The 23,971-nt window shown below is 71.5% G+C and carries 23 protein-coding genes; 4 read left to right on the top strand and 19 right to left on the bottom strand.

Annotated elements, in window-relative coordinates:
- Positions 1-69: 69 nt before the first annotated feature.
- Complete coding sequence (locus ACFWY5_RS00320) at positions 70-927, top strand: GNAT family N-acetyltransferase (RefSeq protein WP_379630357.1); 858 nt, start codon at positions 70-72, stop codon at positions 925-927.
- Here the strand turns inward: ACFWY5_RS00320 and ACFWY5_RS00325 are convergent.
- The 10 genes from ACFWY5_RS00325 to ACFWY5_RS00370 form a co-directional block, all read right to left on the bottom strand.
- Positions 888-2,498, bottom strand: a complete 1,611-nt coding sequence (locus tag ACFWY5_RS00325) for a PucR family transcriptional regulator (protein WP_379630130.1) — start codon at positions 2,496-2,498, stop codon at positions 888-890. The genes ACFWY5_RS00320 and ACFWY5_RS00325 overlap by 40 nt on opposite strands.
- Before the next feature lie 222 nt (positions 2,499-2,720).
- Positions 2,721-3,344 carry an FMN-binding negative transcriptional regulator gene (locus ACFWY5_RS00330; RefSeq protein WP_379630131.1) on the bottom strand — a complete coding sequence of 208 codons (624 nt, stop codon included), beginning with the start codon at positions 3,342-3,344 and terminating at the stop codon, positions 2,721-2,723.
- Positions 3,335-4,171, bottom strand: coding sequence for an ABC transporter ATP-binding protein (locus ACFWY5_RS00335; RefSeq protein WP_379610250.1), 837 nt, complete (start codon positions 4,169-4,171; stop codon positions 3,335-3,337). Before ACFWY5_RS00335 ends, ACFWY5_RS00330 begins: the two co-directional genes overlap by 10 nt.
- Before the next feature lie 12 nt (positions 4,172-4,183).
- Complete coding sequence (locus ACFWY5_RS00340) at positions 4,184-5,254, bottom strand: FecCD family ABC transporter permease (RefSeq protein ID WP_379610252.1); 1,071 nt, start codon at positions 5,252-5,254, stop codon at positions 4,184-4,186.
- Positions 5,251-6,285, bottom strand: a complete 1,035-nt coding sequence (locus tag ACFWY5_RS00345) for a FecCD family ABC transporter permease (protein ID WP_379630132.1) — start codon at positions 6,283-6,285, stop codon at positions 5,251-5,253. The genes ACFWY5_RS00340 and ACFWY5_RS00345 overlap by 4 nt, the downstream gene beginning before the upstream one ends.
- Positions 6,282-7,652: a serine hydrolase domain-containing protein gene (locus tag ACFWY5_RS00350; protein WP_379630133.1), complete on the bottom strand. Its 1,371-nt coding sequence runs from the start codon at positions 7,650-7,652 to the stop codon at positions 6,282-6,284. Before ACFWY5_RS00350 ends, ACFWY5_RS00345 begins: the two co-directional genes overlap by 4 nt.
- Positions 7,649-8,755: an o-succinylbenzoate synthase gene (menC, locus tag ACFWY5_RS00355; protein WP_379630134.1), complete on the bottom strand. Its 1,107-nt coding sequence runs from the start codon at positions 8,753-8,755 to the stop codon at positions 7,649-7,651. The genes ACFWY5_RS00350 and menC overlap by 4 nt, the downstream gene beginning before the upstream one ends.
- A gap of 30 nt (positions 8,756-8,785) precedes the next feature.
- On the bottom strand, positions 8,786-9,862 hold the full coding sequence (locus tag ACFWY5_RS00360; protein ID WP_379630135.1) for an ABC transporter substrate-binding protein: 1,077 nt from the start codon (positions 9,860-9,862) through the stop codon (positions 8,786-8,788).
- Between the two features lie 191 nt (positions 9,863-10,053).
- On the bottom strand, positions 10,054-11,559 hold the full coding sequence (locus ACFWY5_RS00365) for an amidohydrolase (protein WP_379630136.1): 1,506 nt from the start codon (positions 11,557-11,559) through the stop codon (positions 10,054-10,056).
- Between the two features lie 136 nt (positions 11,560-11,695).
- Complete coding sequence (locus ACFWY5_RS00370; protein WP_379630137.1) at positions 11,696-13,087, bottom strand: MFS transporter; 1,392 nt, start codon at positions 13,085-13,087, stop codon at positions 11,696-11,698.
- Positions 13,088-13,159: 72 nt separating this feature from the next.
- Here ACFWY5_RS00370 and ACFWY5_RS00375 point away from each other — a divergent pair, with 72 nt between their 5' ends.
- Positions 13,160-13,624, top strand: a complete 465-nt coding sequence (locus ACFWY5_RS00375; protein WP_379630138.1) for a MarR family winged helix-turn-helix transcriptional regulator — start codon at positions 13,160-13,162, stop codon at positions 13,622-13,624.
- Here the strand turns inward: ACFWY5_RS00375 and ACFWY5_RS00380 are convergent.
- The gene (locus ACFWY5_RS00380) at positions 13,621-13,980 is read right to left on the bottom strand and encodes a winged helix-turn-helix transcriptional regulator (protein WP_379610264.1); all 360 of its coding nucleotides are present in this window, start codon (positions 13,978-13,980) and stop codon (positions 13,621-13,623) included. The genes ACFWY5_RS00375 and ACFWY5_RS00380 overlap by 4 nt on opposite strands.
- A gap of 118 nt (positions 13,981-14,098) precedes the next feature.
- Between ACFWY5_RS00380 and ACFWY5_RS00385 the strand changes: the two genes are divergently transcribed.
- Together ACFWY5_RS00385 and ACFWY5_RS00390 are read left to right on the top strand one after the other, a co-directional pair.
- Positions 14,099-14,977 (top strand): NAD(P)-dependent oxidoreductase, encoded by an 879-nt coding sequence (locus ACFWY5_RS00385; RefSeq protein ID WP_379630139.1) that lies wholly within the window; start codon positions 14,099-14,101, stop codon positions 14,975-14,977.
- Between the two features lie 63 nt (positions 14,978-15,040).
- Positions 15,041-15,637 (top strand): dihydrofolate reductase family protein, encoded by a 597-nt coding sequence (locus tag ACFWY5_RS00390; protein ID WP_379610266.1) that lies wholly within the window; start codon positions 15,041-15,043, stop codon positions 15,635-15,637.
- Between the two features lie 6 nt (positions 15,638-15,643).
- On the opposite strand, the gene ACFWY5_RS00395 is transcribed toward ACFWY5_RS00390, so the two are convergent.
- Genes ACFWY5_RS00395 through ACFWY5_RS00430 form a run of 8 tightly spaced genes read right to left on the bottom strand, consistent with a single transcriptional unit; the run spans position 15,644 to position 23,966 of the window.
- On the bottom strand, positions 15,644-16,276 hold the full coding sequence (locus ACFWY5_RS00395) for a pyridoxamine 5'-phosphate oxidase family protein (RefSeq protein ID WP_379610267.1): 633 nt from the start codon (positions 16,274-16,276) through the stop codon (positions 15,644-15,646).
- A gap of 21 nt (positions 16,277-16,297) precedes the next feature.
- Positions 16,298-17,458 (bottom strand): MFS transporter, encoded by a 1,161-nt coding sequence (locus tag ACFWY5_RS00400; RefSeq protein WP_379630140.1) that lies wholly within the window; start codon positions 17,456-17,458, stop codon positions 16,298-16,300.
- Positions 17,455-18,006, bottom strand: coding sequence for a Chromate resistance protein ChrB (locus ACFWY5_RS00405; protein WP_379630141.1), 552 nt, complete (start codon positions 18,004-18,006; stop codon positions 17,455-17,457). Before ACFWY5_RS00405 ends, ACFWY5_RS00400 begins: the two co-directional genes overlap by 4 nt.
- 41 nt (positions 18,007-18,047) lie before the next feature.
- Entirely contained in the window at positions 18,048-19,280 is a 1,233-nt protein-coding gene (locus ACFWY5_RS00410) for an aminotransferase class I/II-fold pyridoxal phosphate-dependent enzyme (protein WP_379630142.1), read from the bottom strand.
- A complete protein-coding gene (locus ACFWY5_RS00415; protein ID WP_379610273.1) occupies positions 19,277-20,749 on the bottom strand; it encodes an MFS transporter in 1,473 nt (490 codons plus the stop codon). Before ACFWY5_RS00415 ends, ACFWY5_RS00410 begins: the two co-directional genes overlap by 4 nt.
- 6 nt (positions 20,750-20,755) lie before the next feature.
- A complete protein-coding gene (locus ACFWY5_RS00420; protein ID WP_379610274.1) occupies positions 20,756-21,616 on the bottom strand; it encodes an SDR family NAD(P)-dependent oxidoreductase in 861 nt (286 codons plus the stop codon).
- The gene (locus ACFWY5_RS00425) at positions 21,613-22,698 is read right to left on the bottom strand and encodes a hypothetical protein (RefSeq protein ID WP_379610275.1); all 1,086 of its coding nucleotides are present in this window, start codon (positions 22,696-22,698) and stop codon (positions 21,613-21,615) included. Before ACFWY5_RS00425 ends, ACFWY5_RS00420 begins: the two co-directional genes overlap by 4 nt.
- A gap of 23 nt (positions 22,699-22,721) precedes the next feature.
- Entirely contained in the window at positions 22,722-23,966 is a 1,245-nt protein-coding gene (locus ACFWY5_RS00430; protein ID WP_379630143.1) for a beta-ketoacyl-[acyl-carrier-protein] synthase family protein, read from the bottom strand.
- Between the last annotated feature and the right edge of the window lie 5 nt (positions 23,967-23,971).

Raw genomic sequence — 23,971 nt, forward strand, 5'->3', positions numbered from 1 at the left:
CCGCTGCCCATGTCCCGCCGGTCAGGATGGCCCGGTCCGTGACAAGGCGTGAGGTGGAGCAGAAGCGTGATGACGAATGACAACAAGGTTGCGGACGGCTGGCTGCTCAGTGCGGCCTCGCTCGCGGCCGACGCCGCCGGGCGTGCCGGAGTGACGATCGGTCTGGCCTCCTCCCAGGCCGACTGCGAGGCCGCGAGCCGGCTCTTCGATCGGGTCTGGAACCAGCGGGAGAACAGCCTGCTGATCCCCGGCGCGTTGATCGCTCTCGCCCACAGCGGCAACTACGTCGCCGTGGTGCGGGCCGGTGACCGGGTGGTGGGCGCCGCGGCCGGCTTCTTCGGGCCGCCGCGGGCGCGTACGTTGCACAGTCATCTCGCCGGTGTCCTGCCCGAGCTGCGCGGGCGCGGGGCGGGCAACGCCCTGAAGCTGCACCAGCGCCACTGGGCGCTGAGCGTGGGAGCCACGAACATCACGTGGACCTTCGACCCCCTCGTGGCCCGCAACGCCTACCTGAACGTGCACCGCCTGGGCGCGCGCATCGACCGTTACTTCGAGAACTTCTACGGCGACATGGGCGACACGCTCAACGGTCACGACGACTCGGACCGGGCGCTGGCCAACTGGAACCTGCTGCGCCCGTACCCGCGGCCTTCTGCCGGCCTGGACAGAGAGCCGCACTACCTGCTCCGCCAGGACGGCGACCATCCGCTCCTGGACAGTCCCGGCTCGGGGGCCGAGCTGCTGGCGCTGCAGATCCCGGCGGACATCGAGACGCTGCGGCACACGAACCCGGCCGCCGCCAGCGCGTGGCGCGCCGGCCTGCGCAAGGCCATGACGTGGGCGCTCTCCGACGGCTGGGCGGTCGTCGACGTCCGCCGGGACGGCTGCTACCTGCTGGAGCGTCCGGTGGCGGGCACCGGCGGGTAGAGATGCAACTGGAGCTGCAGCGTGAACCTCGCCGCCGGGTCGTCGAGCGAGAACTCCCCGATCTCCGACATCCGCTTGAGCCGGTACCGGAAGGTGTTCTGGTGGACGTGCGTCGCCGCGGAGGCGGCCATCACGTCGCCGTGGGCGTCCAGCCAGGCGCGCAACGTCTCCACCATGAACGTCGAGTCCCGGGTCTCGTCGTAGGCGAGCAGCCGCGCGTAGGCGCCGAACGGCCCGCGTTTCGAACTCGCGGCGAGGTCGCGCAGCTCCATCATGAGCGCCTCCACCTCGATGTCGCACGCGCGGGCCACCCGGTCGGCCCAGGGCGCCGACGACGGCTCGGGCGGGCGCCGTCCCAGCACCCGCAGCGCACGGTCCGCGTCCGCCCGTGACAGCTCCAGCTCGGCGGCCTCGTGCACGACTCTGCCGATGCCCACGACGGCGCCCTCGGCGCCCCGTCCGATGAAGCTCCGGCAGGTGAGTTCCAGGCTGACCTCGGTGTCCTCGCGCCGGGACGGCACGAGCGCGTAGACGGTGTCGTCGAGAAGCGCCACGGCCGTGTCGGCCCAGGTCCCCGCCAGGTGGACCTGGAACGAGACCGCCAGCCGCTGCAGCTTGGTGACGTGTGCGGCGGCCGCGGTGTACGCGCCGTCGGCCGGCTCGTTCAGCGTCAGCGCGACGACGATCAGGGAATGCCCGGCCAGGCGCAGCCGGTCCAGCGCGGAACGGGCCTCGGGGCCGCCGGTCAGGGCGGTGGCCACGAGGTCGGTCCGCAGCCGCCTGGCTCCGTCGGCGCCGGCCCGCAGCTGGAGCATGTGCAGGGCCACGAGCCGGGAGGCGTCGAGCAGCAGGTCGTCCTTCTCGGTGGTGAGCGGCTTATCGACGACGCCCCAGATCGAGCCCAGGATCTCGTCACCGGCGCGGACGGCGACCGCGACCCGGCCCCGGGTGACGCGGCCGTCGGGGAGGTCGAGTGGCGGCAGGAACACCGGGCGCACGGACTCGCGGATCGCGCGCAGCGCCCCGCGCTCCTCGTCGAAGACCCAGTAGGGCTCGGGTGTCCGGCGTCCCAGGATCACCTCGACGCGGATCGGGTCGGTCTCCCCCTGGTGGTCGGAGTAGGCCAGCACCACGGAGTTGCGGTCCTCGATGGTGACGTGGGCGCCGATGAGATCGCTGATGGCGCCGGCCATACCGAAGAGATCGCCGACCTCGCGCCCGCCCAGGTCGCGGACCTTCGGGTGCGGGGGCGACTGCAGAGCCGTCCCGAGCACCGCGATCACCTGCTGCCAGGACACTCCCGCCGGCAGGCCGAGCACGACCATCCCCTCGTCGGGAAGCAGGTCGTCGACGGCGAGCCCGCGTTCGCGCGGCTGCCGGATGAGCACCGCGGCGGCGGCGTGCAGGCAGGCCAGCCGGACCAGCGAGCGGACCTCGTCCGGCGCCGTGACGCCGACGCCGAGCACGATCGCCCCCACGGGGATCGGCGGCGGGTCGTCCGCGTCGTGGACGACGACGCCGCCGACGGGCGCCAGGTAGCGAGGCGTGCCCGCGAGCGTGGCGAGCAGCATCGGTCCCAAGTGCTGCAGGACCCTGCCCAGGGTCGGTCCGCGACCAGCGGTCTCACCGTGGGAGGAGCGTCCGTCCTCGATGGGATTCGGGGTGGTTCCCACTGTTCACCTGCCTGTCGTTTCCGGAGTGGTCCGCCCATGGTAGGCACGTCCACCAGCGCGGATCTCGGTGGAAACGACGAGAGCGGCCCGGCCGGTTCGTGCGCCCGACCCACCGGCCGGTCAGTGCGGGCATCCGTAGCGTGCCCGCATCAAGGCCGCCGCCTCGACATGGTGTGACGCCTCCAGACCGGCGATGGTGCCCAGCCGGTCGCCCGGCGAGCGGTTCTGCCCGATCTTCAGCTTCACCTCCAGCCGATCGATCGGCATCTCGAACGCCTGCAGCTCTCCCAGGAGCTCCTCGGTGCGCTGCCGCGCCCAGCCGTCGGGCCGCCACCTGTCCAGCCCGTCGGTACGCGCCCCTTCGTGCGCGGCGACCAGCGCCATCAGGTGCCGCTTGACCAGCTTCGGATCGTCGAGCGGCCGGGCGGTTCCCGCCGCCTCGACCGCGCCGAAGTTGTAGGTCGGCAGACCCCGCTCGGCGTACCACGCCGGGCTCACGTAGGCGACGGGCCCGGTGAAGGCGACGCGCAGGGCGGTGCCCTGGCGGAGCGCAACGGCCACGGGGTCGGCGGCCGAGACGTGCCCGACCAGGGTCCCGTGCCGGCCCTGGTCGCGGCGGAGCTCCACCGGCACGAACGACAGCAGCACGTCCGGGTCGAGCGCGATGACGACCGCGAACGGCCAGCGTTCCATCAGGTCGTGGGCCTGCCCGGTGCCGGCCTTGAAGTCGGGGTTCACGTACACGGTGCGGTGGTCCTGGTACGGGCCGCCGGGATGACCAGCGGCGTTCCGGTCTCGGGGTCGTCGATGATCGAGCAGGGAAGCTGGTAGACCTTCTCGATCAGCTCCGGGGTGACGATGTCCTTGGGCGACCCGCTGGCCACCACCGACCCGTCGCGCATGGCGATCAGGTGGGTGGCGTACCGGGCGGCGAGGTTGAGTTCGTGCAGCACGACCACGATCGTGCGCTCCCCGCTCTCCTGCAGTTCGGCGCAGAGGTCCAGCACCTCGACCTGGTGGGTGATGTCGAGATAGGTCGTCGGCTCGTCGAGCAGCAGCAGCGGAGTCTCCTGGGCGAGTGCCATGGCCAGCCACACGCGCTGGCGCTGCCCGCCGGAGAGCTCGTCGACGTAGCGGGTCGCGAGATCGCCGGTGTTCGTCCGTTCGAGCGCGCCGGCCACGGCCACGTCGTCGTCGGCCGACCACTGGCGCAGGAACTTCTGGTGCGGGAAGCGGCCGCGGGCCACGAGGTCGGCCACGGTGATGCCGTCGGGGGCGATCGAGGTCTGCGGGAGGAGGCCGAGCCGGCGCGCGACCTCCTTCGACGGGTACTTCGCGATGTCCTCCCCGTCGAGTACGACGCTGCCGCGCTCGGGTTGCAGGAGCCGCGCGAGCGCGCGCAACAGGGTGGACTTCCCGCAGGCGTTCGGGCCGACGATCATCGTGAGCGAGCCGTCGGGGATGTCGATCGACAGGTTCTCGGCGACGACCCGCTCGCCGTACCGCAGAGAAAGGTTGTGCGCGCGCAGGCGGTTGCCGTGGAGCGCGTCGGGCGCGTTCTCTATCTTCATGGGCACTCCAGGTCAGAGGCGGGAGGCACGGCTCTGCTGGTACAGCAGCCAGGCCAGGTAGGTACCGCCGATACAAAGGGTCGGGATGCCGACCGGCATCTGGGAGTCCGGCCAGACGCGCTGGGCGGCGAGGTCGCTGACGATCAGGATCAGGGCCCCCATCAGGGCCGCGGGCACGATGGACACCGAGCCGCCGGTCAGGCGGCGCATGATCTGCGGTGCGGCCAGCGCGACGAACGCGATCGGCCCCGCGGTCGCGACGGCTCCCGCGCACAGCACCGTCCCGATCACCAGCAACCGCATCCGGGTCGGCTTGACGCGGACGCCGAGCCCCTGCGCGAGATCGTCGCCCATCTCCAGGAGGCGCATCTGGCTTCCGATCGCGAGCACCGGGACGATCATCAGGCAGACGGTCAGCCCGATGATCTGGACCTGCTGCCAGTCGGCCCCGTTGAGGCTGCCCACCAGCCAGGTGTACGCGCTCTCCGCGTCCTGCAGCCGGGCACGCAGAAGGAGGTAGGAGATGAGGCTGTCGAGCAGCGCGGTGGCGGCGACACCGACCAGGATCAGGCGGAACCCCTGGATGCCGCGGCGATGGGCGAGCCCGTAGACGGTGGCGGCGGTGGCGAAGCCGCCGATGAGGGCGCCGGCCATGCCGGAGCCTTCCTGGCCGCCGAAGACGAGGACCATGGCCACGGCGCCCGCCGAGGCGCCCATGGTGAAGCCCATGATCTCGGGGCTGCCCAGGGGATTGCGGGTCACCGACTGGAAGATCGCGCCGCTGGCGCCCAGCGCGAGTCCGACCAGCCCGGCGGTGAGCAGCCGGGGAAGCCGGAGATCGAAGATCACGAACTCCTGGGCGGCGCCCCGGTTGCCGGTCAGCGTCGCCAGGACCTCGCCCGGGGACATCGGGTAGTCGCCGACGCCCAGCTGCACCAGGGCGAAGCCGAGGGCGGCCAGCACGACCGCGGCGCTCGCCAGCACGGCGCGCGGACGCCACAGGACCGACCATCCGCGCCAGGACAGCCGCGCGGCCGTGTGCGGCGCCGCCTGCGCCCGGCGGGCCGTCTTCACCGCGCTCACAGCCCGGCCATCCGGCGCCGGCGGATCAGGTAGACGAACACGGGCGCGCCGACGATGGCGGTGACCAGTGCCGTGGGCAGCTCGCCCGGCCGGGCGATCAGGCGCCCGGCCAGGTCGGCGGCCACCATGAGGATCGGCCCGGCCAGCAGGCAGTAGGGCAGCAGCCAGCGATGGTCGGGGCCGGTGAAGGTGCGGACCATGTGCGGCACGACCAGGCCGACGAACGAGATCGGCCCGGCCGCCGCCGTGGCGGCGCCGCACAGCAGCGTCGTCGCGACGACTCCCAGCAGGCGGGTACGCCCCACGTTGGCCCCCAGCCCCTTCGCCGCGTCCTCGCCGAGGGCCAGCGCGTTGAGCGAGGAGACCAGGAACAGCGTCAGCACGATTCCGACCACGATGAACGGCGCCACCTGGATCACCACCGGAGCCGTACGGCCGGACAACGTTCCGACGCTCCAGGCCCGGAACCCGTTGAACACCGTCGAGGACAGCAGGACGATCGCGGAGATCACTCCGGTGAGCGCCGCGGTGATGGCCGCGCCGGCCAGGGCGAGCCGGGCCGGGCTGGCTCCCGCCGTGCCCGCGGAACCGAGGGTGTAGACCGCGACCGTCGCGATGCTGGCTCCGATGAGGGCGAACCAGACGTAGCCGGTGAGCGAGGCGACCCCGAGGTGCGCCATCGCGATCACCACGCCCAGGGCGGCGCCGGCGTTGACGCCGAGCAGGCCCGGCTCGGCGAGCGGGTTGCGGCTCAGCGCCTGCATCAGCGCGCCGGCGACCGCCAGCGCGGCGCCGACCAGGACCGCGAGGATCGTCCGCGGCAGCCGTACGCCGCGCACGATGACGTCGGCGTCGGTGCCGCCCGCGGTCAGTGACTGCCAGACGTCGGCGAACGGCACGTTCTCGGCGCCCAGGGCCAGGCTCGCCGCCATGAGAAGGAGCAGGATGGCGGCCGCGACCCCGAGTCCGAGCGTCAGCCGCCGCTGACCGGTCCGCGCCACGGCGGGCGCCGGGAGCGTCCGGGTGCTCAACGGACCCGCTCCAGTTCGCACCAGTGGGTGAGGCAGTTGCCCACCCGGTCCCCGCTCTCGCCGTGCTTGACCGCCCTGGCGGCCCCTGTCAGGCGGTCGTCGCCGACGTCGAGGGCGAGTTCGAGCCACGGGCTGGCCCGCAGCGCGTCAGGAGTGGGCAGTTGCAACTCGGCGGCGAGCATCACGTCGTACGACTCGTCCTCCTCGACCCGCGCCTGGACCCGGCCGGAGCCGGTGACCTCGATCCACACCGAGCCGTCGCCGTCCACCTCCACTCGCAGCGGTACCGCGCCAAAGGGGGTCGCCACCTGGCCGGCCCACTCTCCGGCCGGCACGGGCTTGGGCGACGTCGTGTCCTCCTCCGGTCCGATGTGGCTCACCAGGGTCTCGAGGAGGATCTCGCAGGCCGTGCGCGCATGGGCGAAGGATCCGGTCTGGTTGACGACGGCGGCGGCGCTCACCCCGAACTCCGGGAGGATGGCCAGCGACGCGCCCACCCCGCACATGTCCCCGGCGTGGGCCAGCACCTCGACGCCGTCGGGGTGGCGGACGTTCAGTCCCAGGCCGTAGCGTTCCCCGTCCTCCAGGCCCGGAGTGCGCACCGCCGCGGCGGAACCCGGCGCCAGCACCGCCGACCCGTACGTGTGGGTCAGCCCGAACCTGGCCAGGTCGGCCGCCGACATCCAGGCCATGCTCGCGGCCGGGTGGCTGGTGGTGATCGTCGGATAAGGAACATGCCGCTCGGCCGTGTACGGCACCGCCGCCTCCGCCCCTCCGGCACCGGGCCCGTAGGCGCCGGAACTCAGCCCCAGCGGCCCGAACAGATACCGCTCCAGCAGTTCGCCCAGCGGATGGCCGGTCGCCGCGACCAGCCACGGCTCCAGCACGCCGTATCCCAGGTTGGCGTACTCGAAGCGGGTGCCCGGCTCGTGGATCAGCACGCCGTACCGGTCGACGGCCCGCTCGATGCCCAGGGGCTCGTCGTCGTAGGCGAAGTCCCAGTACCGTCCGAACCCGGCGGTGTGGTTCAGCGCCTGACGGGCGGTCGGCCGGCCGCCGCGGCCCGGCCGCTGCCGGTCGAGCCAGGGCAGCCGGTCGGCCAGTGGCTCGTCGAGATCGATGAGCCCGCGCTCGGCGAGCATGACGCACAGGGTCGCGACGACGGGCTTGGTGACCGAGGCCAGCAGGTACGGCGTGCCGCCGGTCGCCGGCCGCCCCTTGAGGTCGGCCATCCCGAAGCCGCGGGCCTCCACCCGGTCGCCCTGGGCGATCGCGAGCGAGATCGACGGCAGCCGGTGCCGGGCCATCAGGTCCTCGACCCGGTCGGCGACCTGGTCGAGGCTCGGTATGAGCGTGCTGTCGGTCATCGTTCGTAGCTCCAGGTGTCCACGGTGAACGTGCGTAGAAGGTCCGGATCGGGCGTGGCGCCGATGCCGGGTTCGGAGGGGACCAGTACGTGCCCGTCCGCCTCAAGCGTGACGGGGGCGGTGAGGTCGGTCGTGTAGAAGCGGTCCGAGGCGGAGGTGTCGCCCGGGAGGGTGAACCCGGGGAGCGCGGCGAGGGCGATGTTGGCCCGCCGGCCGAGGCCGCTCTCCAGCATGCCGCCGCACCACACGGCGACCCCGTGGGCCCGGGCCAGGTCGTGGATCCGCTTGGCCTCCAGGTAGCCGCCGACGCGTCCCGGTTTGACGTTGATGATGCTCGCGGCGCCCATCGAGATCGCCGCCGCGGCCGAGCGGGCCGAGACCACGGACTCGTCCAGGCACAGCGGCGTCGTCAGCATCCCGGCCAGTCGCGCGTGCTGGTAGAGGTCGTCGTGATGCAGGGGCTGCTCGATGAGCAGCAGCCCGAACTCGTCGAGCCGGCGCAGGTGCGGGGCGTCGGCGAGGTCGTAGGCGGCGTTGGCGTCGACCTGCAGCGGCAGCTCGTCGCCGAACTTCTTCCTGACCGCCCGGACCGGCTCCACGTCCCAGCCGGGCTGGATCTTGAGCTTGATCCGCCGGTACCCCTCGTCGACGAACCCGCCCACGACGTCCAGCAGCGCCGCGACCGACGGCTGGATGCCGACCGAGACGCCGGCGGGAATCCTCGTCCTGGTGGCGCCGAAGTACCGGGCGAGCGACACCCCCCGCTGACGGAGCACGAGGTCGAGGACCGCCAGCTCCAGCGCCGCCTTCGCCATGGGATGGCCCACCACGCCGCGCAGCGCGGGCGCCACCTCCTCCGCGGTGCGCACCTCCGCCGCGAGCAGGCGAGGCAGCAGGAACGAACGCATGACGTCCACGGCGCCGCGGCTGTGCTCGCTGGAGTAGGTCGGCTCCCGCTCCGCCACGCACTCGCCCCAGCCCTCGGCCCCTCCTCCCGCGATCCGGACCAGGACGAGCTCGCGCTCGGTGCTGACGCCGTTCGACGTCTGGAACGGCGCGCGGAGCGGCAGCCGCACGGTGCGTATCTCGACGGACTCGATCATGCGTTCCTCCGGTGTCGTCTCGTCCGGCCGTCAGGAGGAGAAGTTCTCGACCTTGGTGCCCGTGTTCCCGTCGATGGCCGCCTTGATCTGCGGGATGACGTGCTCGATGGCGTACGGCAGGCTCAGCACCGTGCCCCAGTCCATCGACCAGAACGCGGAGTCGATCTTCATCCCGGTCGACCAGAGGGAACGCCCCTCCTTGGTGGACTTCAGCCCGGAGACGACCGGGTTCTTCTTCAGCGCCTCCACCTGGCCGCCGTCGGTCGTCCACAGCACGAGGTCGGCCGCTCCGATCAGGGAGAGCTTCTCGGAGGAGATGTCCGCGCTGTAGCCGGTGCCCACCAGGGCGTCCAGTTCGGGCAGGCTCTTGAAGCCGAGGTTGGTGAAGAACTTGGAGCGGGGGGTGGCGGGACCGATCACCTTGAACGTGTCCCCCCAGCACTCGGCGATCGCCACGGTCAGGCCGGCGAAGCCCGGGTTGGCCGCGACGGCCGCCTTCACCTGGTCGGTGATGCCGGCCACCAGCGTCTTGCCCTTGTCCTCCCGGCCCAGGGCGGTCGCGAGCATCTGGGTCTGCTGCTCCAGCGGCGCGTTCCAGTCGGTGAACCCCTTCGGCTGCGCCACCACCGGGCAGATCGAGCTGAGCTTGTCGTACTCCTTCTTCGTCATGCCGCCCATGACCCCGGTGATCAGGTCCGGCTTCAGCGCCAGGATCTTCTCGATGGAGTACTCCTCGAAGTCGAGAAAGTCCGGGTGCTTGGGGAAGGCGTCCTTGTTCCACGGGTGCAGCGGCGAGTACCAGTCACCGCTGAACACCCCGACGGCCACAGGCGGCACGCCGAGCGCGACGAGGACGTCGATGTCGGTCTGGCCCAGAGCGACGATCCGCTTCGGGTCCTTGGGAACCGTGGTCTTGCCGTACGCGTGCTCGACCACCTTGTCGGCGCTGCCGGTGGCTCCGGCCGGCGACGGCTTGCCGTCCTCCTTCGCGCAGCCCGGCACCGCGAGCGCCATGCCCAGCGCGCCGAGCCCGGCCAAGAAGCCACGCCGTCCGAAACTCTTCTGTGAGGTGGCGCGCAACGCGCTGCCTGCCGATGGCCTGATCATGCCGGACCACTCCTCCACGTTCTGGAACCCGGTCTGGGGTGCGGCATACCTTAGGTCGGCACATCGCCGCACTTCGTCAGTGATCCCGACGAACTCTGCGCCGCCGATCCGTGCGTACGGCAGACGCCGTTGACGACCTCCTCGCGCGCGCCGAGCCGGTCGGGCAGGAGGTTCGCCCGGTTCGCCGAAGATCACCAGCGCCGGTGGACCAGGTCACCGGCGACCACCGTGGCCTCGACGGGCATGGCGGCCAGTTCCTCGGCGTCGAGGGCGCGGGGGTCCGCCGCGAGGACGACGAGGTCGGCGGGCACGCCGGGGGCCAAGCGGTCGTGGCGGGTCGAGGCGCGCAGGGCCTGGTCGACGGAGATCCGCTGCTCGGCGTGCCACGGCTGCTGACCGCGGCCGGCCCGGGACACGGCCGAGGCCATCGAGACCCACGGATCCAGCGGCGCCACCGGCGCGTCCGAGCCGAAGAGGACCTGGGCGCCGGCCGACAGGAGCGACGCCAGCGGGAAGGCCCGCTCGGTACGCCCCCGCCAGTGCCGGTCGGCCACGTCCCGGTCGTCGATGACGTGACGCGGTTGCACGCTCGCCGCCACCCCGAGCCGGGCGAAGCGATCCAGATCCCGCGTGCTCAGGAGTTGCGCGTGCTCGATCGTCCCGCGGGCGCCGGTCGTCTCGAACGTGTCGAGGGCGAGTGTGTTGGCGCGATCGCCGATCGCGTGGACGGCGGAGGCGATGCCGGCGGCGTGTGCCCGGCCGACCAGGTCACGCAGGTCGCCTGCCTCCACCGCCTGCAGGCCGAAGGCCTCCTCCCCGTCTAGCCCGGGGAAAGCGTCGTGGCACCACGCGGTGCGCGTGTTCAGCGAACCGTCCACCACGATCTTGAACGATCCCATCTCGACCAGGCCCCGGGTGCCGGGCAGCACGTCGCCGGTGGCCAGCCCGCGCCGGATCGCGTCGTCGAGGTGGTCGGTGTACACCCCGCACGCCACCCGCATCGTCACCCCCGATCGGGCCCGGCGCTCCCAGCTGTCCAGGTTCGGCCGGCGCTCGAACTCGACGATCCCCACGGTTCCGCGCGCGTGCGCCCGGCGGACCGACTCGGCCACGAGCGCGTCGAGGTGTTCGGCGGGGAGGTCGTTGAGCCTGGCCACGAGCTCGTAGCAGTCCTGCTCACGGACCAGCCCGTCCGAGCGCAGGGACGGCGCCCACCGGCGCAGCGCCTCGGTGTTGAGCCACGCGCAGTGGATGTCGTGGCTGATCAGGACGACCGGGACGGGTCCGCTGCAGGCGTCGAGCAGTTCCGCGGTGGGCAGGTCGGGCCAGGTCCCGTCCTGGAACCCGGTGCCGACCAGCGTGGCGCCCGGATCCAGCGGCCGGTCGGCCAGCCGCGTGCGCACGAGCGCCGCGCACTCGGCCGCCGACCGGGCCGGCGATACGTCCAGGCGGCTCTCGCGCAGGGCCCACATGTCGAAGTGCACATGGTGATCCCACAGGCCGGGCATCACCACCCGGCCGTCCAGGTCGAGGGTCGCGCCGTCGTTCCGAACGGTCCCCGTGGGGTGGACGGCGGAGACCCGGTCGTCCCGCAGCACGATGTCCATGAGCTGCCCGTCGCCGTCCGGGAACGGGCTCGCGAGGCGGGCGCGGGTGAGGGTGAGCGTGCGGGGTGTCGCGGTGGGCTTCGAAATCATGTTCACACTGTCCAGGGCCCGCCTGACGCGGACACCGGGCCATCGCACGGATTTTGCTCGCGGCGCATCGTCGCGGTCAACGAAAACCCGGCCCCGCCCCCGCCGTCGTCAGCCGTCCGCTCAGACGCTCAGGCGCTCAGACGCGGTTCGCCGTGGCCGTCAGGTCGCGGTTGAGCCTGCCGTAGACGAACGCGAAGGCGGCGGCCAGCGCGCCCGCCCCGGCGGCGACGCCGAAGACCCACTGGTAGCCGTGCTCCCCGGGCAGCGAGGCCAGGATGGCGGCGATCACGGCGCCGGCCGTGCTGCCGCCCGCGATGCGGACCAGCGCGTTGATCCCGGCCGCGACCGCGGTCTGCTCGGGCCGGACGTGTTCGACCGCCATCGTGCCCAGCGCGGCGTAGCTGACGCCCAGCCCGATGCCCATGAGCGAGGTGGCGACCAGGATGTCGGCGGGGCCGGTGTGCGCGAAGACGAGCCACAGACCCGCCGCGCCGGCGATCGCGGAACCCGTCCCGACCAGCGAGGCGGCGGCGAAGCGGCGCATGAGCCGGCCCGCGAACAGCGAGATCACCAGCATGAACAGCGTGCTGGGCAGCAGGTAGAGACCGACCTGCAGGACGCTGGCGCGTAGCGCGGGTCCCTGTACGAAGCCGGAGATGCCGGTCATGCTCATGAAGAAGCCGAACCCGAGCAGCATCGAGGCCACGGTCGCGCCGACGGTGCCGCGGTGGACCAGCATCGCCATCTGCACCAGCGGCTCGGCCACCCGGCGCTCGACCAGCACCCAGACGACGGCCACCACGGCCGCCAGCGCGAACACCCCGAGCGTCGCCGCCGAGGTCCAGCCCCACGTGCCGCCCTGGCTGATCGCCAGCAGGAGCGCCACCAGCCAGACGATCATCAGTGCGGCGCCGGCCAGGTCGGGGCGGCCGCCGCCGGCCGGCGCGGTGTCGCGTACCAGGAAGAAGACGAAGACCGAGCCGATCACCGACAGCGCGGTCGTCACCCAGAAGAGCATGTGGTAGTCACCGGCGACCAGGCCCGCCAGGAGCATGCCGCCGCCCGCGCCGAACCCCATGGTCGCGCTGAGCACGCCGATGCCGGTGGCGAGCTGGTTGCGCGGCAGTACGTCACGGACCACGCCGATCGCCAGCGGGACCAGGGCGGCGACAAAGCCCTGGAGCACGCGGCCCACGATCAGCCAGGGCAACGTGGTGGCCACCGCGGCGATGATCGAGCCGATGATGAGCAGGGCCAGCGCGCCGAGGATCACGCGGCGTTTGCCGTACATGTCGCCGAATCGCGACAACAGCGGTGTCGCGACCGCGCTGACGAGCAAGCTGATCGTGAGCGTCCAGCTCACGGCGGTCAACGAGGCGTTCAGTTCGCGCTGGAGGATGGGAAGCAACGGGACGACCGCGGTGTTCTGGACGGCGGCCACGGAGGCGGCGAACGCCAGTACCACCACTCCTGGCCATGGGTTCCTGGTGGGTGTCATGCGCTCGGCGGTCGCGGCGACTGTCGCCATGACGGCTCCTTAGGTAACTTAGGTAAGTAACTGGGAAACGATAATACATACGTAAGTTAGGTAAGCAAATAGATGGACCAGGAGCTCGCTTCCACCGTCGCCGCCTTCCGCAGCGTCGTGTCGACGCTCAAGCGCGCCAAGACCCACGACATGATGGGCACCGTCGCCGGCATGCGGGTCGATCAGCCGGACGCGCAAGTCCTGATCCACCTGCTCGACTCCGGCGAGCCGCGGCGGGTCGGCGCGATCGCGCAGGCCCTGCACGTGGAGAGCCCGCACGTCACCAGGACCGTCACCAAGCTCGAACGGCAGGGCCTGCTGGAACGCGTGCGCGACCCCGACGACGGCCGGGCGTGGCGCATCTGGCTGACTCCGCAGGGAACCGACGTGGCCCAGGTCTGCCTGCGGGTCAACCTCGAACTCTTCGAGACCGCCATGGCCGCCTGGGACCCGCAGGACCGCGCCGACCTCACCCGCCTGCTCGGCAAGCTCTCCACGGAGATGACGGCGATCCTCGAGGAACGCCTGCGGAGCTAGAGCGGCAGGTTCACCTTCTCCGCCCCGATCCGCTCGATGCGTTCGGTGCCCCAGCGTCCCAGGGAGCGCAGGGCGACGTTGAGTGAGCGGCCGTCCTCGGTCAGGGAGTACTCGACCTTCGGCGGCACCTCGCGATACACCTCACGACGCACGAGCCCGTCTTCCTCCATCTCGCGCAGATGCTGGATCAGCATCTTCTCGCTGACGCCCGGCAGCCCGCGCCGGAGCTCGGCGAAGCGGCGGGTCCCGTAGTTGTCCAGCTCCCAGAGGATCAGCGACTTCCACTTCCCGGAGACCACGTCCATCGCCGCGTCGATCCCGCAGAAGTAGGGGCCCCGCCGTGCTGATGTCGCCATCCGCCCTCCTCAGACGTACTTACCTGTGGGTGGGTACCCCACTAAATAGTCGGTACTGGCCAACTTTACCGGTGGTGGGAAGGATGACCGGAAAGACGAACTCGAAGGGGGACCCAAGATGACGGACCACGTCCAGGTGAGCGTTCTCGGGCTGGGGGCGATGGGCGGCGCACTCGCGGGCGCCCTGGTGAAGGCCGGGCACCCGACCACCGTCTGGAACCGCTCCCCCGGCAGGGCGGACGACCTCGTGGCCCTCGGCGCGCGGAACGCCGGCAGCGCCGGTGCGGCGGTCCTCGCCGGCCCGCTGGTGATCGCGTGCCTGCTGGACCACGCGTCGGTCCATGAGGTGCTCGATCCGATCGCCGGTGAGCTGGCCGGCCGTACCTTGGTCAATGTGACCACGACGTCACCGGCCCAGTCGCGGGAGCTGGCCGAGTGGGCGGCCCGTGCCGGGATCGCGTACCTGGACGGCGGGATCATGGCCGTGCCCGGCATGATCGGCGGGCCCGGGTCGTCGATCCTCTACAGCGGCTCCGCCGAGGTCTTCGAGCAGTACAAGCCGCTGCTGGATCTGTGGGGAACGAGCACCTACTTCGGGCAGGACGCCGGTCTCGCGTCTCTGTACGATCTCGCCCTGCTCGCGGGCATGTACGTGATGTTCGCCGGATTCCTGCACGGCGCCGCCATGGTCGCGCCGGCCGGGGTGACGGCGGGCGAGTTCGCCTCCATGGCCGCGCCCTGGCTGTCGGCCATGACCGGCTCCTTCCAGGGGTTCGCCGCGGTCGTCGACGGCGGCGACTACACCGTCGCCGGGCAGCAGAGCCTGGAGTTCTCCAACCTCAACGACCTCGTGGCGGCCAGTGCCGAGCAGGGCGTCAGCACCGAGGTGATCGGCATGGTCCAGACGCTCGTCCGCCGCCAGATCGACGCGGGCCACGGCCAGGAGGGCTTCGCCCGGATCATCGAGAGCATCAGGAATTTTCCCAAGGACGTGTAGAGGACGCGCGGGCGGCTCCGACCCTCCTGTGAAAGCACACCGGAATCGCAGGAGGTAAGCACGATGAGCAAGGTCATCTCAGACATGTCGATGTCCCTCGACGGCTACGTGGCCGGACCGCACCAGAGCATGGACAACCCGTTCGGCGAGGGCGTGGGCGACCGCCTGCACCAGTGGATGTTCGACGAGGCCGAACGGCACGCCAAGGTGATCGAGGGCGTCACCGCCGCCGGGGCGTTCATCATGGGCCGCAACATGTTCGGCCCCGGCCGCGGCGCCTGGGACCTGGACTGGAAGGGCTGGTGGGGCGACGAGCCGCCGTACCACGCGCCGGTTTTCGTCCTGACCCACCACCCGCGCGAGCCGCTGACGATGAAGGGCGGCACGAGCTACACCTTCGTCACCGACGGGATCGAATCGGCCCTGGCCCGGGCGCGCGCGGCCGCCGGAGACCGGGACGTCGCGATCGCCGGCGGCGCCGAGACGGTGAACCGGTACCTGGCGGCGGGGCTCATCGACGAGCTGCGCCTGCACGTCGCGCCTCTGACCCTCGGCCGGGGCGAGCGGCTGCTGCACGGCGTCGGGGAGCACGCGCTCGAACCCGTCGGCGAGCCCTGGGGCACCGGCCTCGTCACCCACCTGACGTACAAGGTGGTGTGACGGGCTTCAGTACTGGTTCGTCCGGGCGTCCAGGGCGAGCCCTTCGTCGATCGCCGCCACGGGGACGTCCTTGATGTTCATCTGGTCCTTGGCGATCCGCCCGAGCGTGGGCAGGCTCTTGCGGTCCGGCCAGGTCTCCGGCTTCCAGAGCGAGGAACGCAGGAACGCCTTGGCGCAGTGCATGTACAGCTCTTCGACCTCGATCAGTACGGCCAGCCGCGGCCGCTTCCCCTGTACGACCAGGTCGTCGAAGAACGGCGCGTCGGCCACCAGCGAGGCGCGCCCGTTGACCCGGAGCGTCTCGTTCATCCCCGGCACGATGAACAGCAGTCCGGCATGGGGGTTGCGCAACATGTTGCGGAAGCTGTCGAGCCGGTGGTTGCCGGGCCGGTCGGCGAGGACGAGCCGGTGGTCGTCGAGTACCAGCACCGATCCGGCGGGGTCACCGCGGGGCGAGACGTCACAGGTGCCGTCGGTGTTCGAGGTGGCCAGCAGCACGAACGGCGAGTGCGCGATGATCGTGCGCGCGTGCTCGTCGATGCGGGCGATGTCCTTGTCCCAGATGACCTGATGCGGTTCCTTGACGATCTCCCGGAGCTCGGCATCGGTCGTCACCACACGCATCTCAGAGGAGCTCATCTCCCGAGAATAAGGTAAGCCTCATCTAACTAGCGAGGGCGGGCCGGATCTCCGGAGGAAGAGCGGCAGGACCGCGGTGGCCGCGGCCAGGACGGCGAAGCCCCAGGGCAGCGTGGCCGCACTGGCGACGGCGGCGACCAGCAACGGCCCGCCCGCGTCGCCCAGTTCGCGGCCGAGTTCGGCGGTGCCCATGGTCTGGCCGAGCCGCTCCGGCGGGGTCGCGGCGGCGAGGGCGGCGAAGGCGAGCGGGGTGATCAGCCCGGTTCCGGCCCCGATCAGCGCGGCGGCCGGCAGCAACCCGGGCAGGCCGGGCAGCAGGGCGGCGGCCAGGCCGCTCGCGGTCAGCAGCAGACCGGCCGCCACCCCGGTGCCGGTGCGCAGGCGGCCGGAGTCGAGCGCGCGCCCCGCCCACGGCTGCACGAGCGCGGCGCACAGGGCCAGCACCGAGACGGCCGCCCCGGTGGCCAGCGGCGACAGCCCGGCCGTGGCTCCGGACAGCGGCAGGAACCCGACCCCCACGGACAGGGCGGCGGTGGCGGCGGCCAGCGCGGCCACCGGGCGGAGGAACGCGCCGTCGGTCAGGCGCCGGACCAGGTCCACGACGCTCTGCCGGGCCCTGGGCAGGGGCGGCACCACCGGAACCGCGAGCCAGGCCCACACCGCCACCGCGGCGGCCAGCGCGGCGAGCACCACGAACAGCAGCGTCAGCCCGCCGGCCCACACCAGCGCGCCGCCGAGCAGGGGTCCGGCGGTGTAGCCGATGCTCTTGAAGAAGCCGTAGGAGCCGAACGCGCGGCCGTGCCTCGCCTGGGGGTTGAGCCGGGCCACCAGCGCGGAGGCGGCCGGGGAGAACGCCGAGGCGGCCGCGCCCTGGCCCAGCCGGGCCGCCCACAACCAGCCGGGGTCGCGGACCAGGACGAAGAGGGCGGAGGCCGCGGCGAAGCCGATCAGCCCGCCGAGCAGGACCGGCCGGGCGCCGATCCGGTCGGCCAGCGCGCCGAACACCGGCTTGAGCACCACCTCGGCGCCGTCGTACAGGGCGAGCAGCAGCCCCAGGTAGAGCACCGACCTGACCAGGCCGGCCTCGCCCTGGCCGAGGTTGGCGGCGATGCCGTGCGCGCCGAAGGCGGTGGTGAACCCGGCCGCGTACAGGGGCCAGGTCCGCCGGACGGAGACGGTCACGGCTCTTCGCCCTGGTCGAAGGCGTGCAGGTGGGCGAACACCCGCTCGCTGTAGTCCTCGAAGCGGCGCGCGCACTCGGCCAGCCGTCGCTCGGCGGGACCGGCTCCCGGAGCGCCGAACACGTCCCTGGCCTTCAGGTCGCGGTGCCAGCGGCGCAGCCGTTCCAGGCTCTGCTCCTCTTCTTCGAGCTCGGCCAGGGTGAACTTGGCGGTGCGGATCTCCTTGTCCAGTTCCGCCTCGTACTTGCCGCAGTCGGCGGTGAACTCCGCCCAGTCCTCCTCGCGGGCGGCGGTGAACATCGCCTGGAACCGGGCCGCGTCGGCGGGCTCGCGTCCGCTGGCGCGCAGCACCACGACCTCGCCGTCCGCGCGCTCGGTCAGGTGGACGGCCCGCTCGATGCCGTCGGCGAACACCGGCACCCGCGGCACCGCCCACACGCCCTGCCCGAGCGACAGCCCGCCCACCTTGCGCAGCTCCCGCCAGACCGCGACCCGGTGCCGGGACGGCTGCGCGGGCAGCCGCACGATCAGCACCACCCATTCGTTCACCAGAGGAAAGTAACACGCGTTACATTTTGGCGTGAAGCAGGTCAGAACCTGAACTGCTCCTTGAGCATCGCCAGGGTGGAGAGGAAGCCGTCCAGTTGCTCCTCGGTGTGGCCGTCGCTGATGATCAGGCGGAGCAGGGCCTTGTTGCGCTTGACGGCCGGATAGACGAAGACGGGCACGAGGTAGCCGTGGTCCAGGAACGCCTGCCGCAGTTCCACGGCGACGTCGTCGTCGTTGACCGGGACCGAGACGATGTAGGTGCTCGTCTCGCTGGTCTCGCAGCCGATGTCGGCCAGCCGCCGGCGGAACGCGGTCACCTTCGCCAGGTAGGAGTCGACGATCTCGGGATCGTGGCTCAGCCGGCGGATGATCTCCCTGGCGGTGACGGCGGTGGGCGGTTGCATGGCGGCGGTGAACATCGAGGTTCCCGACAGGAGCTCGAAGGACTGCACCGCCGCCGACGGGCCGGCTATCGCCCCGCCCTCCAGGCCCACCGCCTTGGAGAAGGACATCATCACGAAGTCCGCCCGGTCGCGCATGTGCTGGTACTCGGTGGCGAAGGGGCGGTGGGCGGGGCCGTAGATCATGAAGCCGTTGGCGTCGTCGACGAAGCTGATGGCGTTGTGCTTTTCGCACAGGTCCAGGAGCGCGGGGATGGGGCCCATGGTGCCGTCCGCCGAGTAGACGCTCTCCATGACGACGACCACCTTGCCGCCGCCGACCTTGGTGAGGACGCGGTCGAGGTGCTCCGGGTCGTTGTGGCGGAAGAAGAAGACGCGCTTGCCGTATCCCAGGCCCTCCACCGCCTTCCACAGGCTCCAGTGGGAGTCCCGGTCCAGGACGAACACCGAGTCGGAGTTGTTCATGCGGACGCCGGCGCCGAGGTCGATGTCCTGGCTCATGGCGTGGACGAAACCCACGTTGGCCAGCAGGCCGGTGGCGAAGGTGAGGGCGCGTTCCTTGCCGGTCGCCTGGCTGACGTCCTGTTCCAGTTCCAGGTGGGCGCGGCAGACGCCCTGCGTCATGCGGGAGCCGCCGGTGGTGAGGCCGTACTGGTGGGCGCCTTCGGCGAAGCACTGCCGCAGGTCGGTGCGCTGGTGCATGTTCAGGAGGTTGATGCTGGCGAGGTTGGTCAGCGTGCGGCCGTTCTGCGTGATGCTGGGGCCGGTGATGCCGTCCACGATCGCGGGCTCACCGATCAGGCCCGATCCCTCTTCGAGTACCTGGGTGAAGGTCTCGAAGCCCCACTTGTCCACGGCGCCGGAGCTGGTCATGCCTTTTCTCCTAGGTTCGGGGCGATTCGGGGATGTCTGCGGAGCACGATCACGATGACCAGCCCGGTGATCATCAGGAGTGCCGCGGACACGATGACGGTCAGGTGCAGACTGGCGACGAACGTCTCCCGGGCGGACTCGGCTATCTGGGGGTACGCGCTGCGCAGGGCGAGGGCCGAGTCCCTGACCACGCCCGCGTGGGGAAACCAGGCGGCGAAGGCGGCGGACATGACACTGCCCAGGACGGCGATCCCGAGCCCGCCGCCGAGCTCGTAGGAGGTCTCCTCGACGGCCGCCGCCTGCCCGGCGTGTTCGGTGGCGACGGCGTTCATCATCGCGTTGGACGCCGCCGTCAGTGCCACCGACAGCGAGAACCCCATCGCGGCGAAGCAGCATCCGATCAGCCACGGCTGGTCGGTGGTGGACAGCGTCACCAAGGGGGCCAGCGCCACCGAGGTGCCCACCAGCCCGGCCGCGACCAGCGGCGGCGCGCCGAACCGGGCGACGAGAGGGCCGCCGACGAGGCTGCCGAGCACGCTGGTCACGCTCATCGGCAGGATGCGCAGGGCGGCCGACAGCGGCCCGAGCCCCACGACCAGTTGCAGGTACTGGGTGAAGAACAGCTCCAGCCCGACCAGCACGAGGAACGTGACCAGGATGGACACGGCCGCCGTGGAGAAGGCGGGGTTGGCGAACAGCCGTACTTCGAGCAACGGCGAGTCGGCGCGCAGCTGCCTGCGCACGAACCACATCAGCAGTACGGCGGCGCCGGCCCAGCTCGCCAGGGCCGTCGGCGCGAACAACGACTCGTGCCCCGCCGTCTTGATGCCGAAGGCGAAGCTGAGCACCCCGCCCGTGGCCAGGAGCGCGCCCAGCGCGTCCCAGCGTCCGGAGTCGGCGCGCGGCGACTCCGGCACCAGGAGCAGGGTGAGCGGGATCGCGGCGATCATCACCGGGACGTTGATCAGGAACACCGCGCCCCACCAGGTCCATTCGACAAGCGCGCCGCCGACGAGCGGGCCGATGATGGCGCCTCCCGCGGCGACGGCGCTCCACACGCCGAGGGCCGTCGCGCGCGGCTTCGGATCGGTGAACACCTGCCTGATCATCGAGAGCGTGGACGGCATGATCATCGCGCCGCCCAGTCCGAGGATCGCGCGGGCCGCGATGAGGATCGCGACGTTCGGGGCGAACGCCGCCGCGAGCGAGGCGAGTCCGAACACCGCGTATCCCCACAGCAGCATCGCCCGCCGGCCGTACCGGTCGCCGAGGGCGGCGAACGGGAGCAGCAGGGGCGCGCAGACGAGCGAGTAGACGTCGGCGATCCACAGCACCTGCGACGCGCTCGGGCCGAGCTCGGCCGAGAGCATCGGCAGGGCCGTGTAGAGCACCGTGATGTCGATGACGACGATGAACAGGCTGGCGCACAGAATCGTCAGCACGACCCACGGGTTTTGCGAACCTTTCATGTCGTCCTATTCCCGGAAGGTGTACGAGGCGAGAGTGTCGAAGGCCCGCGTGGGCAGGATCCATCGGGCCATGGCGAGCACTCGCGCGTCCCAGCCGACCAGGTAGCGGCTGCGCGGCCGCGCCGAGGTCAGGGCGTGGACGATGGCCTCGCTCACCCGCGTGGGATGGGCGGCCAGCTTCAGCATGCGGTCCTGGTCGACCCGCGCCCGCTCGACCGAGCGGGCCCAGGCCGGGTAGTACAGGCGCAGCTGGTCGGCGTGCACCTTGTCCGGCAGAGACTCGAACGCGCGCAGCGAGCGTGGCCACAGGGCCGTGCGTACCGCGCCCGGGTTGACGAGCACCACGTGGATGCCCCACCGGCGCAGCTCCATGCGCAGCGCGTTCGACGACGCCTCCAGGGCGTACTTGGCCGCGCAGCTCGCGCCGATGCTGGGGAAGACGCACAGCCCGTTGATGCTGCTGATGTTGACCACGCGGCCGCCGTTCGTGCGCAGGTGGGGCGTGAACGCCCTGGTCACGGCGAGCGGGCCCAGGTAGTTGACCTCCAGTTCGTGCCGGACGAACTCCATGGGCAGGATCTCCAGCGGGCCGTGGTACTCGGCGGTCGCCGCGTTGACCACGCCGACCAGGCGCCGCCCCGGCCCCGGCACCTTGGCCACCGCCTCCTCGACGGAGTCGGGCGAGGTGACGTCGAGGTGGATCACCTCGATCCCCTCCGGGCTGTCGGCGAAGGTCTCGGTGACGGCCCGCTCGGGGTCGCGTACCCCGGCGAAGACGTGGAAGCCCTTGGCCGCCAGCGCCCGCGCGGTGACCGAGCCGATCCCGCCGGCCGCGCCGGTGATCAATACGGTACGGCCGTCGGTCATGCCGGGAAGTACGACCGGAGCGGGCCGTCACGCCGGACGTCGAGCGTCGCGCAGTGGAAGGACCCGGCGAAGGCGTAGTAGGACTCGAACGAGCAGGGCAGCGGCGTGAAACCCCACTCCTTGAACGCCTGGATCATGGGCTCCTGGTTGCGTTCGACGACCACGCGGCGCTCGTCGAGCATGAGGACGTTCATGTTGACCCAGCCGCTGACCACGCCGATCGGGTTGGAGTCGGTGTGGACGGGATCGGGCGCCACGAGCACGTCCCAGTCCCGCAGGACCGGCGGGAGGCCGGCCAGGTCGAGGAACTCGGGGTTGACCAGCACCTTGCCGGGGGCCAGCGGCATGAACGTGGTGTCGATGTGCATGGCCTGCGGGCAGCGGGACTCCAGCACGTGGATGCGGTAGTCGTCGCCGAGGTGGCGGCGCAGCCAGTCGATGCCGGCCTGGTTGGTGACGTGGCTGCGCTGGCAGAAGATGTCGCGCCCGGCCCGGACGAAGTCGGCGGCGTCGAAGGTCGGCTCGAACTCCGTGGTGACGAACCCGATGGGCTCGCCGGGCTCGGGCACGCGGTAGCCGTCGTCATACAGGTCGTCGAGCAACTGCGGGCGGGGTGCGGCCGTCCACCGGGCGCCGGCCGCGGAGTATTCCTTCAGAAGCCGCCGGTAGGGCCAGGTCTCGTACTGCCGCCCGCGGTCGGCCATCGGCGCCTCGATGATCTCGTCGCCGATGACCAGGAAGACGTCACGGGGGTTGGCCGCGCAGAACCCGGTCCCGACCTGCCAGGACGGGGTGGAGAATCCGGCGGCGAAGTCGATGGGGTCGGGCCGGCGCACCCGTACCCCGGCCGTCTGGAGGATGTCGATGAACTGCTCCAGGTCCTCTTTGGCCGGCTCGATCATCTCGGGCGGGTAGGGGGTGCCGTCCGCCCCGCTGACCTCCTCGATCGTCTCCCACGACCCCGGCGGCACGGTGACCTTGTTGATCACGTTCCAGTCGGGCAGCATCGCGCCGTCCACCACGCCGACGACGACCTCTTCCAGAGGGTCCCACTCGTTGTGCGAACTGACGGGTCCAGACATCGTTGCCCTTTCCGATAGCGATTTCACGGCGTCCACGCGCGGACCACCAGGGCCGCGTTGTGACCGCCGAATCCGAAGGAGTTGCTCAGCGCGGCGCCCACGTCCATGCGGCGCACCTGGTTCGGGACGTAGTCGAGGTCCTCGACCTCGGGCGCGTCGCAGTTGAACGTGGGCGGCACGAGGCCGGTCGCGATCGCCTTGACGGTCGCGATGAGCTCGGCGGTGCCGGCGGCGCCGATCATGTGACCGGTCAGCGCCTTGATGGAGCTGATCGGCGGCACCCGCGCGCCGAAGACGTTGCGGATCGCCAGGCTCTCGATCCTGTCGTTGAGCACCGTCCCGGTGCCGTGCGCGTTGATGTAGTCGATGGCGTCCGGTTCGAGGCCCGCGTCCCGCAGCGCGAGCCGCATCACCGTCGCCGCGCCCAGCCCGTCGGGATGCGGCGCGGTGGGATGGAAGGCGTCGGTGGTGGCCGCGTAGCCGGCGACCTCCGCCTGGATCGCCGCGCCCCTGCGCAGGGCGTGCTCGGCCTCCTCCAGGACGACCACCGCCGCGCCCGCACCCACGACGAAGCCGTCGCGCTCCCGGTCGAAGGGGCGGCAGGCGCGTTCCGGCTCGTCGTTGCGCCGCGACAGCGCTCCGGTGATGCCGGTGGTCGCCATGTCGAACGCGGTGATCGAGTCGTCGCAGCCGCCGGCGATCGCCAGGTCCGCCCGGCCGGTCCTGATCCACATGGCCGCCTCGCCGACGCTCATGGTGCCGGTGGCGCAGGCCGTACTCATGGAGCCCGAAGGTCCCGCGGCGCCGAAGCGCAGAGCGATCTCCGCCGACGGGCTGTCGGCGGACAGCGCCGCCGCCGCGTACGGCGGCACGCCACGGGGACCTCGCTCGGCGAAGCGGCTGTAGAGCGACTGCTGCAGCCAGCTGCTTCCGTACCCGGAGCTGACCAGGACGCCCAGCCGGGGGTTGAGGTCCCCACCCTGCGCCAGCTTGGCCTCGTCTGCCGCCTGGACCGCCGCCGCCAGGCCGTACCGCGCGAAGTGGTCGAGCCTGCGGCTCACCTTGTGCGGCATGTACTCCAGAGGGTCGAAGTCGCGGACCTGCGCGGCGATCGTGGTGCTGAGTCCGGCCGGGTCGAACGCGTCGATCGTCGCTATGCCACTGCGGCCCTGGAGCAGGCTGGTCCAGAACGTGTCCACGTCCCGGCCGACGGGTGAGATGACGCCCGCGCCGGTGATGACCACGCGTCGGGGATGGCGGATCGGCATGGGCA

The sequence above is a fragment of the Nonomuraea sp. NPDC059007 genome (assembly GCF_042740555.1).
Taxonomy (GTDB): domain Bacteria; phylum Actinomycetota; class Actinomycetes; order Streptosporangiales; family Streptosporangiaceae; genus Nonomuraea.